The following is a 12,392-nucleotide window of genomic DNA, read 5'->3' as shown; positions in this document are numbered from 1 at the left end:
CGTTACTCCTCAGGATCGTTGAATCCCATTATCCAGGTGAACATAAATCCAGCCACAATCGTAATCACCATACCGGCCAGATACAACATCACCTTACCCGAGACAATGGTCAGCGCCAAAGGTAAACCCGAGATACCGAAGGTAATCACCGTCGCCACTTTCCAGTAACTGATCAATGCGCCCCCCACAGCGCCGCCGAGGCAGGCAGCAATAAAAGGCTTACCCAGCGGCAGGGTCACGCCGAAAATCAGCGGCTCGCCAATGCCGAGAATACCGACCGGCAGCGCCCCTTTGATCACCTTTTTCAGGCGCGCATTGCGAGTTTTCATTAATACTGCCAGTGCAGCCCCCACTTGCCCCACTCCCGCCATCGCCAGGATCGGCAGCAGCGGGTTGGAGCCGTGCGCCTGCACCAGCTCGACATGTATCGGCACCAATCCCTGATGCAGACCGGACAGCACCAGCGGCAGGAACAGCCCGGACAGCACCGCGCCCACCAGCAACCCGCCTTTGTCGATCGCCAAATTGGCGCCGTGGGCGATGGCGTCCGAGATGTAGCCGCCGAGCGGTTGCAAAATCACAATCGCCAGCGACGCGGTCACCAGCGTGGTCAATAGCGGATTGAGGATAAGCTCGATCGACTCCGGCAGCAGATTGCGCAGGCGTTTTTCCACCCAACACATCAGCGCCACCACCAGCAGTACGGCAATCACCCCGCCCCGCCCCGGCTGCAACGCCTCGCCGAACAACGTAATCTGCGCCAGCGCCGGGCTGGAGAGAATACCGGCCATCACGCCGCCCATCGCCTGCGAACCACCAAACACCCGGGCAGCGTTAACCCCCACCAGAATGTTCATGATGGCGAATACCGCGCTGCCGAAAATCGCCAGCAACCCAAGCACATTCGGGTAGTTTACCGCCAACTCGCCGGCGATGTCGGGCCGCTTCAGCAGGTTGATGATGCCGGTAATCAGGCCAGAAGCAATGAACGCCGGTATCAAGGGGATAAAGATATCGGCCAGTTTTTTCAACGCCCCGCTCATCGGCGCTGCGTATTTTTGCTTGGCCTGCGCTTTGGTACGGGCGATATCATCACCGCCCGCCAACACGGCGGGAGCACCATTGAGCAGCGAACGCATGGCGTCAACCACCTTGGCGGCGGCGCCCGGTCCAACAATAAACTGATGCTGATCGCCCTGCTTGATATAGCCCTTAATACCCGTTAACTGCTTGAGCGCCGGTAAATCAAGGCGCTGTTCGTCACGGACCTCGACGCGAACCCGCGTCATGCAGTTCTCCAGCCTGAGGATATTCCCCTCGCCGCCAATCCCCGTCAGAATCTGTGTTGCCAGTGCCGTTGTCTTGTCCATCGCCCGCCTCAGGTATGGTTTAACGCGTTAACGCCGCGCGCAAATAGCCGTCGTGCCGCTGCAAGCGACATTGCGCTTCTTCGGCGTCAATACCGGCCAAAATCATCAGAATCGCCGGTTTGACTTCAAAACCGGTCTGCGTCAGCGCCGCCTCCGCCTGGCTGCGTTCTGCGCCGGTGGCTTCCACGACGATGCGGCAGGCGCGATCCACCAGTTTTACGTTGGTAGCCTTCACGTCCACCATCAGGTTTTGATAAACCTTGCCCAGTTTGACCATCGCGCCGGTCGACAGCATGTTCAGCACCAATTTTTGCGCGGTGCCTGATTTCATGCGCGTCGAGCCGGTCAGCGCCTCTGGCCCCACCACCGGTGAAATCGCCACCTGCGCTTCGTGGGCGATGGGTGAATCCGGATTACAGGAAATCGCCGCCGTCGGGCAACCCAACTGACGCGCATAGCGCAGGGCACCTATCACATAAGGGGTCCGCCCGGATGCCGCCAGCCCCACAACCATGTCGGTGGCCGTCAGCGACAGCGCTTTCAAATCGGCCTCTCCCAAGGCTGCGTCATCTTCTGCACCCTCCACAGCCTTCAGCAACGCGCCTGGGCCACCGGCAATCAGCCCAACGACCCTACCATGCGGCACACCGAAGGTGGGCGGGCATTCGGAGGCGTCAAGCACGCCAAGACGGCCGCTGGTACCCGCCCCCAGATAAATCAACCGACCACCGGCCTTCAACGCCGTCGCCGCCAGATCTACCGCCTGCGCAATGGCCGGCAGCACCTTTTCAATCGCCTCCGGCACCTTTCGGTCTTCCCGGTTAAAGCAGCTCACCATTTCCAGCGTCGACATTTCATCCAGACCCATGGTGGCCGGGTTTCGTGTTTCAGAGACCAATGCGCCCAAGTTCATTTTTCACCTTTGAATTTTTAATTCCAATCACAAAAACATTATTTGAATATTTTATTCAACAAAGCGAGTACTATTTGCTATTTTAAAGACCAGCTCACAAAAAATTTTCACTGCGCGTTTTCGCCGCCGGCGTGGCAGAATACCCGCTGGTTTCCAGGGAATATAGGTTGCACGTGAGCACCGCTGGCGGTCATTTGAGCGCGCAACAAGGCACGAGTCGTGAGGTTTGGTGAGCCAAATAAGTGGCGCGTAACACAGGTGCGCGTTCTAATGGCCCCAGCCCTTCGGGTCGCGCCCCAAAAGCCCGTACTCTGCGTTGTCGGGCTTAAACCCAGGTCCGCTATGCTTTGCACCCTCCGCCTTGATGACGGACTTTTGGGTCTGCGACGGTGCCACGATCAATTATGGGACACAACCTTATGAGTACCCTTCTTCGCATTCGTCAGATATATCCGACGCTGGCTCAAAACGACCGTAAATTAGCGGATTTCCTGCTGCATAACGCCGAGCAGGCACGCCATCTCAGCTCGCAAAAGCTGGCTCAGTTGGCCGGGATCAGCCAGTCTAGCGTGGTGAAATTTGCTCAGAAGTTGGGCTACAAAGGCTTCCCTGCATTGAAGCTGGCGCTGAGCGAAACTCTGGCCCAGCCGCAGGCTGAGCCGGCGGTCACCGTGCATAACCGGATCCTCAGCAGCGATGCGCTGAAAACGGTCGGTGAAAAGCTGTTGGTGGAAAAGCAGGCCGCACTGCGTGCTACGCTGGATATCAATAGCGAAGAGCGTCTGCATCAGGCGCTGGACATGCTGCGCCAGGCGCGAAGGATCATTTTGGTGGGGATTGGCGCTTCCGGGTTGGTCGCCAAGGATTTCTCCTACAAGCTGCTGAAAATTGGCGTGATGGCGATAGCAGAGCCGGATATGCACGTCCAACTGGCGGCGGTACAGGCGTTGGATAAGCGGGATTTGCTGCTGGCAATCTCATTCAGCGGAGAACGGCGGGAAATCAACCTGGCGGCGGAAGAAGCTCGCCTGGCCGGCGCCAAGGTGCTGGCACTGACCAGTTTCTCGCCGAACGGGCTGCAGCAACGCGCCGACCACTGTCTGTATACCATCGCTGAGGAACCCGACACCCGCAGCGCCGCCATTTCCTCCAGCACCGCCCAGTTCGCCCTCACCGACCTGCTGTTTATGGCCTTGATTCAGCATGATCTCGATCATGCCCGCGACCGCATCAAACACAGCGAACAGTTGATGAAAAAACTGGTTTAAAGCGTATAATGCGCAACCTCTAAAAACTGCCTGTTCCATTATTTCTAATAAATGCATCAGAAAATGATGCATGAGCAGTTATTTGTTCAATTGTCATTCAGAACATTGAACATGCATGGACAGCATTTTATTAACGGCCTCTTTTATGAACACTCCCTCATTAATTTTAGATAAGTTCCGCTTTTGCACCACACAGCCACTGATTAAAACACTCTTATTCTATGCTCTCACCGCACTAATATTGTGTAAGGCTATGGGATATGGCAGCGCCAAAGGTATCGATATCCTGTTTATTGCGCTTACGCTGTTATTACTATCGGTAATGTCGCTCAGTCGTTACTTGTTGGTTATTCCTTATATTCTGCTGTGCGCGCTTTATGCGCCGGTTGGGGGCATTTATGGCCCACCTTCAGTTGCCGTAGTATCGGCCCTACTGCAAACCAGTAGCGCTGAAGCCTATGAGTTTCTGCACACGATTCCTGCGAGCTGCTACCTGCTGCCCGCCGCAACCCTGCTGATGCTGTTCGTTCTGGCCCAGTTTGTTTGGCGACATACTATTTCTCATAAAAGTATTCTGTCGCTATCAATCATCTTTACTGTATTGTTGGTGGTTAGAATTGCCGGTAGTGGTTTGGAAAATATCAAGCTGCCTAATTTCTTTTTGTCTATTTATTCTTCGATCAATCAATATCGTCAGCAAATAGCCGTTCTTGAGAACAGCTCAATGGTTATGCCAGATTGGGTAGTCACCCCTGTCGCGCACAATAAGGGTAACTACGTTATTATTATTGGTGAAAGTATGCGTAGGGACCATATGTCACTCTTTGGGTATCCGTTGCAAACAACGCCATTTTTAGATAACGCAAAGGGTCAGTTCTACAACAATTATATTTCCGCCGCCCCCAACACCTTTGAATCCCTCCCCAGAACTTTGGCGCTGAGCGACGGTAAAAAAGTCTCTATTGCGGATAATGTCATTACGTTGGCAAAAGCGGCGGGCATGAAAACTCATTGGTTGTCCAATCAGGGGATGATCGGGGAGTTTGATACCCCGGTATCCAAAGTGGCCATGTTCAGCGACAGCCGTCATTTCTTGAAAAAAGGGGATTATGAGTCTCGCAATACCGATGACGACGAATTGTTACCTTTGCTCGGAAAAGCATTACAGGAAGCAACCCAAGGTAATCTCTATGTTCTGCATCTGATGGGGTCGCATACGGATTTCTGCGAACGCCTCAACGGCGAAGTCCCCTTTTTTAACATGCCGGATCGCGAGCTTAACTGTTACCTGTCCAGCTATCGCAAAACCGATCGTTTCATAGCGCGAACCTATAGTATGCTGAAACAGAGCGGCTCGCCTTTTAAGCTGTTCTATTTTTCCGATCACGGTTTGTCGCACAAAACAATTGGCGGCGCCCGCTACCTGCGACATGGGGGAAATACCCGACAGAACTACGAAGTACCTCTGCTGGTGTTGTCGGACAACGACCAACGACATCAGTTGATTGACTCCCCGTATAGCGCCTTCGGCTTCATCGACCTGTTTGCCCGCGAAGCGGGGATCAACATTAGCTACCCGGCCGCCACTTCCGCTACTGCGTCGCCGGAACGAACGGGCCGACAAGTATACAACGGATATGAAATGGTTGATTTCGATCAGTTGGCCGATGATCCACCGGCGTTACTATAGACCGCGATTCGTACGGCTGCGCAGACACCGCGATGGTGAAAAACGTCCCAAAGCAAGGGGTTTTTATGGTAGATTGCGCGCCTGCCCGAGCGCCCCGATGGAAAGAAAACTGAAATGGCATTGCTGATAACCAAGAAATGCATCAACTGCGATATGTGCCAACCGGAATGCCCTAATCAGGCCATTTCGATGGGGGAGGATATCTACCGGATCGATAGCGATCGCTGCACCGAATGCGTTGGTCATTACGATATTCCAACCTGTCAGCAGGTATGCCCGATCGATAACACCATTGTGGTTAATCCGCAGCACCGCGAAAGCAACGAACAGCTGTGGGACAAGTTTGTGGTGCTGCATCACGCCGAACGGCTGTAACCGTCACCTTCTTGATCGACAAGGGCGCCAACAGGCGCCCTTTTGTTTTACGGCCAATACCGCGTTACCCTTCGATAATTACCGTTGCACAGGCATAACGGCGTTCATCCGCCAGCGAGACGTGGATGGCGGTAACGCCCATCTCCTGCGCCAACTCGGCGGCGCGAGCGTGCAGACGAATGTTCGGCTTGCCGAGACCGTCATTGAACACTTCAAACTGATTAAATGCCAGCCCGTTGCGGATACCGGTACCGAAAGCCTTGGCGGCCGCTTCTTTCACCGCAAAGCGCTTGGCGAGAAAGCGTACCGGCTGCTGATGCTGCTGATACACCTCCCACTCGGCCGCGCTCAGCACGCGGCGTGCCAGGCGATCGCCACTGCGCTCCACCACGGCTTCGATGCGCGCCATCTCAACGATGTCGGTACCCAGCCCCAGTACGGCCATTAGCGACGCGCTTCCCGCATCAGCAATTTCATGTCGGTAACCGCTGCCGGCAATCCACTCATGACCGCCTGGCCAATAATTGCATGCCCGATATTCAGCTCATACATCTCTGGCAGCGCAGCTATCGGCTGAACGTTATGGTAAGTCAGGCCATGACCGGCGTTGACCTTCAGCCCCTTGCCGGCGGCATAGCTAGCCGCGACCGCAATACGATGCAGCTCGGCCTTCACCGCCAGTTCGCCTTCGGCTTCGGCATAGGCACCTGTATGGATTTCAATATAAGGGGCACCAACCGCCACCGCTGCATCAATCTGGCGATGATCCGGGTCGATAAACAGCGAAACCAAAATGCCGGCCTGTGTCAAACGCTCAACCGCCACGGCCATTTTGTCCTGTTGCCCGGCAACGTCCAGCCCACCCTCGGTGGTGACTTCTTCGCGTTTTTCCGGTACCAGGCAGCAAAACTGCGGCTTCACTTCAATGGCGATATCCAACATTTCGTCGGTCACGGCCATTTCAAGATTCATGCGCGTCTGGATAGTTTGACGCAGAATACGCACATCACGATCGGTGATGTGGCGGCGATCTTCGCGCAGGTGCACGGTGATGCCGTCAGCGCCTGCCTGTTCGGCGATAAATGCCGCCTGAACCGGATCCGGATATTGGGTTCCGCGCGCGTTACGTAACGTGGCGATGTGATCGATATTAACGCCCAGCAGCAAATCAGCCATGACAACCTCTAAAAAACAATTTTCAGTGTCAGCAGTTTACACGCGGGCGCAGGGCCGCAAAAGGGGAAAAGGTCAGGCGTCGTCGACCGGCGTATCCGGTTGCTTGCGGACAAACTGGCGAAACAGTTCGCGGCTCTTCAGCGGCTTGCCGCCAAGATAGGGTTTTAGCGCCATGCGGGTAAAGCGTTTGGCGGCGCGCAAGGTTTGCGCATCGGGGAATTGACGCTCCGCCAGCGCGCGCAGTTCGCGGCCGGTAAAGCTGTAATGATCGACCACCAAGCTGGCGATAAAGCCCTTTTCCTCGCGGTAACGGTAGGTCATGCCATCGTCTACCGGCTGGCCGCTGCCGGCGCAGTGCAGGAAATCGAGGCCGTATCCCAGGTGATTCAGCAATGCGAGTTCAAACTGACGCAGCGCCTGCTCCGGTGAAATGTCTTCCGCCGCCAGCGCCTGCAAACATTGCAGATAATCGAAGAATAATACCGAGTAGTTGGCTTCCTGCTCCAGCACCCGCGACAGCAGTTCGTTCACGTACAGGCCGCTGTACAGCATCATGCCACTGAGGGGTAAACCGAGAGAGACCGCTTCGGCGTTACGCAGCGTTTTCACTTCGCCACGGCCGCCCCAGCGCACCAGCAGGGGAGTAAAGGGTTGCAGGCAACCCTTCAGATTGGAGCGGCGGCTGCGCGCGCCTTTTGCCAGCAAGCGCACCCGCCCATGACCTTCCGTGAACATGTCCAGCATCAGGCTGGTTTCACTGTACGGTCGCCCATGCAGGACGAAAGCGCGCTCCCAGCCGTCCATTGGAGAGGTTATTTCAGGTCGTCGGTATAGCCCAGACTGCGCAGCGCACGTTCGTCGTCCGCCCAGCCGGATTTCACTTTCACCCACAGTTCCAGATGCACTTTGGTTTCAAACATCTGTTCCATGTCGTGGCGAGCTTCGATACCGATAGTTTTGATCTTCGCGCCTTTGTTGCCGATGACCATTTTCTTCTGGCCTTCGCGCTCAACCAGGATCAGCCCATGCACGTTGTAGCCGCCGCGTTCGTTCGGCACAAACTGTTCGATCTCAACCGTGACCGAGTAAGGCAGTTCTTCACCCAGGAAACGCATCAGCTTTTCACGGATGATTTCCGACGCCATAAAGCGCTGGGAACGGTCGGTAATGTAATCGTCCGGGAAGTGGTGTTCCGCTTCCGGCAGCAGCTTGCGCGCGATAGCGGCGATAGTGTCCACATTCATGCCTTTTTCGGCAGAAATTGGCACCACGTCGAGGAAGTTCATCTGCTGGCTAAGGAATGCAATGTGCGGCAACAGCTTGGATTTGTCGGTAACGTTGTCGACCTTGTTGATCGCCAGCAGGACCGGGCATTTCAGGCTGCGCAGCTTGTTGACCACCATTTCATCGTCGGCAGTCCAGTTAGTGCCTTCTACTACGAAGATCACCAGCTCGACGTCGCCGATTGAGCTGCTGGCCGCGCGGTTCATCAAACGGTTGATGGCGCGTTTTTCTTCGATATGCAGACCCGGGGTGTCGACGTAGATAGCCTGATAGGCGCCATCGGTGTCGATACCCATAATACGGTGACGGGTCGTCTGCGGTTTACGCGAAGTGATGGAGACTTTTTGCCCCAGCAATTGGTTGAGCAACGTGGATTTGCCCACGTTGGGACGACCGACTATCGCAATAAAACCACAGTATTGTTTTTCTTCGCTCATTCAAGCTCCAGCTTTTTCAACGCTTGTTCCGCTGCTGCCTGTTCGGCTTTACGGCGGCTTGAGCCGGTACCTACTACAGGTTCGCTCAAACCACTCACCTGGCAGTGGATAGTAAACTCCTGATCGTGCGCCTCACCGCGAACCTGCACCACCAGATAAGAAGGCAACGGCAGATGACGACCTTGTAAAAACTCCTGCAAGCGGGTTTTCGGGTCTTTCTGCTTATCACCGGGGCTGATTTCGTCCAACCGGCTGCGATACCAGTCCAAAATCAGTCGTTCGACGTTTTGAATATCGCTATCCAGGAACACGCCGCCAATCAATGCCTCCACCGTATCCGCCAGGATTGATTCGCGGCGGAATCCACCACTTTTCAACTCACCCGGTCCAAGACGCAGACATTCGCCCAGGTCAAACTCGCGCGCCATCTCTGCCAGCGTATTGCCGCGTACCAACGTGGCACGCATGCGGCTCATATCGCCCTCGTCTACACGAGGAAAACGATGGTAGAGCGCATTGGCGATGACAAAACTAAGAATAGAGTCACCCAGAAACTCAAGACGTTCATTGTGTTTACTGCTGGCGCTACGGTGAGTCAACGCTTGCAGTAAGAGCTCCTGCTGTTGAAAAGTGTAGCCCAGCTTCCGCTGCAGCCTGTTTATTACGATGGGGTTCATGAGTTACCAATAGATCAAGAATGCGTCAAAAACTTGCAGCATACGGAACAGGCCTGCTTCGCCGAAAGCCAATCCAAAGCTGTTTCGTTTGCAGTGGCTCCCAACAGGGAGCCAACTTTTTATCGCTCGAGGGGGTATTCTACAACGAGTGGAAATATAATGCTGCGTTTATAAACGCGCGATTAATGAATTCCACCGATGCGGCTAAACCTTACGCCGGTTGGCCATTCACCTTCCTGCTTTTCAAAACTCATCCAGATAGCCGTAGCTTTACCCACCAGATTTTTCTCCGGCACGAAGCCCCAATAACGGCTGTCGGCGCTGTTGTCGCGGTTATCACCCATCATGAAGTAATGCCCCGCCGGTACAACCCATTCCGCCAGTGGATTACCCGGCTGCTGGTTGTAAGCGCCCACCTGATCCTGCGTGCCCGGCACGGTCAGAATATGGTGAGAGACGGTACCCAGCGTTTCCTGGCGCTCACGCAGGCGAATCCCGCCCTGTGGCACGTTATCGCTCTGCGGGATCTGGTAGAAACCGTTGCTGGCTTCGCCCATGCCGCTGCGGCTGAACATCTGTACAAAATCGCTGGGTTGCGCATCGGTGTATGTCACCGCCAGTGCGGTATCGCAAGGCTGGCCGTTATTACAGGATGGCTGAACGGTCACGCGTTTATTAACCGGATCGTAAGACACCCGGTCACCCGGTAGCCCCACGACACGTTTGATATAATCCAGCTTCGGATCCAGCGGATATTTAAATACCGCAATATCGCCACGCTTCGGATGACCGGTTTCAATTAGCGTGGTCTGGGTAATAGGATCTTTAATGCCGTAGGCATATTTCTCCACCAGAATAAAATCGCCAATCAACAACGTCGGCATCATTGAACCTGATGGGATCTGGAAAGGTTCGTAAATAAACGAACGCACCACAAACACCAGCAGCAATACCGGGAAAACCGACGCGCCGGTTTCGATCCAACCTGGCTGCTTCGCCACTTTCGCCAACGTTTTATCGTCTACAGCGCCCGCAGTCTGTGCATTCACCGCCGCAATTTTCTCCCGGCGGGCCGGCGCCCATTTGAAGCGCTCAAAAGCCCATATGATCCCGGTAACCAATGTGGCTATAGCCAGGATCAAGGCAAACATATTCGCCATGCAAACTCCCTAATTACGCGACCTTATCGCGGTTACTTGCTGTCTTTGCCCACGTGCAGAATGGCCAGGAACGCTTCTTGCGGCAACTCAACGTTACCGACCTGCTTCATGCGTTTCTTGCCGTCCTTCTGTTTCTGCAACAGCTTCTTCTTACGGCTGACGTCACCGCCATAGCATTTTGCCAGAACGTTTTTACGCAGCTGTTTCACCGTGGCACGCGCGATGATATGGGTACCGATCGCTGCCTGAATGGCGATGTCGAACTGCTGACGCGGAATAAGCTCTTTCATCTTCTCCACCAGCTCACGACCACGGTACTGCGAGTTGTCGCGGTGGGTGATCAACGCCAGCGCATCCACGCGCTCGTTGTTGATCAGTACGTCGACACGCACCATGTCAGAGGTCTGGAAGCGTTTGAAGTTGTAATCCAGCGACGCGTAACCGCGGGAGGTGGACTTCAGACGGTCGAAGAAATCGAGCACCACTTCCGCCATCGGGATTTCGTAGGTCAGCGCGACCTGGTTGCCGTGGTAGACCATGTTGGTCTGTACACCGCGTTTTTCGATACACAGCGTGATGACGTTACCCAGGAATTCCTGCGGCATCAGCATGTGACACTCGGCGATCGGCTCGCGCAGCTCCATGATGTTGTTCAGCGGCGGCAGCTTGGACGGGCTGTCGACGTAAATGGTCTCTTTGCCGGTGGTTTCGACTTCATAAACTACCGTTGGCGCAGTGGTGATCAGCTCCAGATCGTATTCACGCTCCAGACGCTCCTGGATGATCTCCATGTGCAGCAGGCCGAGGAAGCCACAGCGGAAGCCGAAGCCCAGCGCAGTGGAGCTCTCTGGCTCATAGAACAGGGAGGCGTCGTTCAGGCTCAGTTTGCCCAGCGCGTCGCGGAAGGCTTCATAGTCGTCCGAGCTGATCGGGAACAGGCCAGCATAAACCTGCGGCTTCACTTTTTTGAAGCCTGGCAGCGCTTTGTCTGCCGGTTGACGTGCCAGCGTCAGGGTATCGCCCACCGGCGCGCCCAAGATGTCTTTAATGGCACAAACCAGCCAGCCTACTTCGCCGCAGTTCAGCACGTCGCGATCGACGCGTTTCGGGGTAAAGATCCCGAGACGATCGGCGTTATAAGTTTGACCGGTGCTCATCACCTTGATCTTGTCGCCCTTGCGCATCGTGCCGTTCTTGACACGCACCAGGGAAACAACGCCCAGATAGTTGTCGAACCAGGAGTCGATGATCAATGCCTGCAGCGGCGCCTCGGGATCGCCTTCCGGCGGTGGGATGTCACGCACCAGGCGTTCGAGAACCTCTGGTACGCCAACGCCGGTTTTGGCCGAGCAGCGCACCGCATCGGTAGCATCGATACCGACGATGTCTTCAATCTCCTGCGCGGCGCGATCGGGATCGGCGGCCGGCAAGTCAATTTTGTTCAGTACCGGCACCACTTCCAGATCCATATCCAGCGCGGTGTAACAGTTGGCCAGCGTCTGGGCTTCTACGCCCTGCCCGGCATCCACCACCAACAGCGCGCCTTCGCAAGCGGCCAGCGAACGAGAAACCTCGTAGGAGAAGTCAACGTGCCCGGGGGTGTCGATAAAGTTGAGCTGGTAGGTTTGACCGTCTGTCGCCTTGTAGTCCAGCGTGACGCTCTGCGCTTTGATGGTAATGCCACGCTCGCGCTCAAGATCCATAGAATCAAGCACCTGCGCAGCCATTTCGCGCTCGCTCAAGCCACCGCAAATTTGGATAATACGGTCGGACAGCGTCGACTTACCGTGGTCAATATGGGCAATAATGGAGAAATTTCGTATATGCTTCATTATAAAAGTTTTTCTGCCTTGGTATTTCTGATTACTCGCCTATAGAAACCCGTACGGACCTAAAGCGACAGTGAATGGGTTCGGCCGTCTTCCGCCTGAATCGCTGCATTCTACATGCCACAACACTGAAAACCTAGCGATCGGTTCAGTGAAGGCATTCTATTATGCGCACTTTAGTGTTACACGGCGCTCCAGGTTGTGAAAGCAGAT

Annotated in this window: 12 protein-coding genes; 3 read left to right on the top strand and 9 right to left on the bottom strand. The window is 55.1% G+C overall.

Going from position 1 to position 12,392, the window contains the following annotated elements:
• Positions 1-2: 2 nt before the first annotated feature.
• Both D4100_RS17975 and murQ read right to left on the bottom strand, forming a co-directional pair.
• Positions 3-1,370: a PTS transporter subunit EIIC gene (locus D4100_RS17975; protein ID WP_065506496.1), complete on the bottom strand. Its 1,368-nt coding sequence runs from the start codon at positions 1,368-1,370 to the stop codon at positions 3-5.
• 19 nt (positions 1,371-1,389) lie between these two features.
• Positions 1,390-2,283, bottom strand: a complete 894-nt coding sequence (murQ, locus tag D4100_RS17970) for an N-acetylmuramic acid 6-phosphate etherase (protein WP_006318455.1) — start codon at positions 2,281-2,283, stop codon at positions 1,390-1,392.
• Between the two features lie 419 nt (positions 2,284-2,702).
• On the opposite strand from murQ, the gene D4100_RS17965 reads away from it, so the two are divergent.
• The 3 genes from D4100_RS17965 to D4100_RS17955 all read left to right on the top strand — a co-directional run bounded on the left by D4100_RS17965 (position 2,703) and on the right by D4100_RS17955 (position 5,616).
• Positions 2,703-3,551: a MurR/RpiR family transcriptional regulator gene (locus D4100_RS17965; protein WP_006318456.1), complete on the top strand. Its 849-nt coding sequence runs from the start codon at positions 2,703-2,705 to the stop codon at positions 3,549-3,551.
• A gap of 115 nt (positions 3,552-3,666) precedes the next feature.
• Positions 3,667-5,241 carry a phosphoethanolamine transferase gene (locus tag D4100_RS17960; RefSeq protein WP_244941678.1) on the top strand — a complete coding sequence of 525 codons (1,575 nt, stop codon included), beginning with the start codon at positions 3,667-3,669 and terminating at the stop codon, positions 5,239-5,241.
• 114 nt (positions 5,242-5,355) lie between these two features.
• Positions 5,356-5,616 carry a YfhL family 4Fe-4S dicluster ferredoxin gene (locus tag D4100_RS17955; RefSeq protein ID WP_006318459.1) on the top strand — a complete coding sequence of 87 codons (261 nt, stop codon included), beginning with the start codon at positions 5,356-5,358 and terminating at the stop codon, positions 5,614-5,616.
• A 64-nt stretch (positions 5,617-5,680) separates the two neighbouring features.
• Here D4100_RS17955 and acpS read toward each other — a convergent pair whose 3' ends face one another.
• The 7 genes from acpS to lepA all read right to left on the bottom strand — a co-directional run bounded on the left by acpS (position 5,681) and on the right by lepA (position 12,182).
• Positions 5,681-6,061 carry a holo-ACP synthase gene (acpS, locus tag D4100_RS17950; protein WP_006318461.1) on the bottom strand — a complete coding sequence of 127 codons (381 nt, stop codon included), beginning with the start codon at positions 6,059-6,061 and terminating at the stop codon, positions 5,681-5,683.
• Positions 6,061-6,792, bottom strand: a complete 732-nt coding sequence (gene pdxJ, locus D4100_RS17945; protein WP_119804914.1) for a pyridoxine 5'-phosphate synthase — start codon at positions 6,790-6,792, stop codon at positions 6,061-6,063. The genes acpS and pdxJ overlap by 1 nt, the downstream gene beginning before the upstream one ends.
• A 72-nt stretch (positions 6,793-6,864) precedes the next feature.
• On the bottom strand, positions 6,865-7,596 hold the full coding sequence (recO, locus tag D4100_RS17940; RefSeq protein ID WP_004953582.1) for a DNA repair protein RecO: 732 nt from the start codon (positions 7,594-7,596) through the stop codon (positions 6,865-6,867).
• 8 nt (positions 7,597-7,604) lie between these two features.
• A complete protein-coding gene (gene era, locus D4100_RS17935; RefSeq protein ID WP_119804913.1) occupies positions 7,605-8,513 on the bottom strand; it encodes a GTPase Era in 909 nt (302 codons plus the stop codon).
• On the bottom strand, positions 8,510-9,190 hold the full coding sequence (rnc, locus tag D4100_RS17930; RefSeq protein WP_004953587.1) for a ribonuclease III: 681 nt from the start codon (positions 9,188-9,190) through the stop codon (positions 8,510-8,512). Before rnc ends, era begins: the two co-directional genes overlap by 4 nt.
• 182 nt (positions 9,191-9,372) lie before the next feature.
• Entirely contained in the window at positions 9,373-10,350 is a 978-nt protein-coding gene (gene lepB, locus D4100_RS17925) for a signal peptidase I (protein WP_006318463.1), read from the bottom strand.
• 32 nt (positions 10,351-10,382) lie between these two features.
• Positions 10,383-12,182, bottom strand: coding sequence for a translation elongation factor 4 (lepA, locus tag D4100_RS17920; protein ID WP_006318464.1), 1,800 nt, complete (start codon positions 12,180-12,182; stop codon positions 10,383-10,385).
• Positions 12,183-12,392 lie beyond the last annotated feature (210 nt).

The organism is Serratia inhibens (genome assembly GCF_003591175.1).
GTDB classification, from domain to species: domain Bacteria; phylum Pseudomonadota; class Gammaproteobacteria; order Enterobacterales; family Enterobacteriaceae; genus Serratia; species Serratia inhibens.
Note: the sequence above shows the minus strand (reverse complement) of the source record. Positions and strands in the feature narration are given on the sequence as shown.

Bases quoted from the DNA above. Each gene is read 5' to 3' on its own strand.
- D4100_RS17975 (WP_065506496.1), bottom strand. From the start codon at position 1,370: ATGGACAAGACAACGGCACTGGCAACACAGATTCTGACGGGGATTGGC.
- murQ (WP_006318455.1), bottom strand. From the start codon at position 2,283: ATGAACTTGGGCGCATTGGTCTCTGAAACACGAAACCCGGCCACCATG.
- D4100_RS17965 (WP_006318456.1), top strand. From the start codon at position 2,703: ATGAGTACCCTTCTTCGCATTCGTCAGATATATCCGACGCTGGCTCAA.
- D4100_RS17960 (WP_244941678.1), top strand. From the start codon at position 3,667: ATGGACAGCATTTTATTAACGGCCTCTTTTATGAACACTCCCTCATTA.
- D4100_RS17955 (WP_006318459.1), top strand. From the start codon at position 5,356: ATGGCATTGCTGATAACCAAGAAATGCATCAACTGCGATATGTGCCAA.
- acpS (WP_006318461.1), bottom strand. From the start codon at position 6,061: ATGGCCGTACTGGGGCTGGGTACCGACATCGTTGAGATGGCGCGCATC.
- pdxJ (WP_119804914.1), bottom strand. From the start codon at position 6,792: ATGGCTGATTTGCTGCTGGGCGTTAATATCGATCACATCGCCACGTTA.
- recO (WP_004953582.1), bottom strand. From the start codon at position 7,596: ATGGACGGCTGGGAGCGCGCTTTCGTCCTGCATGGGCGACCGTACAGT.
- era (WP_119804913.1), bottom strand. From the start codon at position 8,513: ATGAGCGAAGAAAAACAATACTGTGGTTTTATTGCGATAGTCGGTCGT.
- rnc (WP_004953587.1), bottom strand. From the start codon at position 9,190: ATGAACCCCATCGTAATAAACAGGCTGCAGCGGAAGCTGGGCTACACT.
- lepB (WP_006318463.1), bottom strand. From the start codon at position 10,350: ATGGCGAATATGTTTGCCTTGATCCTGGCTATAGCCACATTGGTTACC.
- lepA (WP_006318464.1), bottom strand. From the start codon at position 12,182: ATGAAGCATATACGAAATTTCTCCATTATTGCCCATATTGACCACGGT.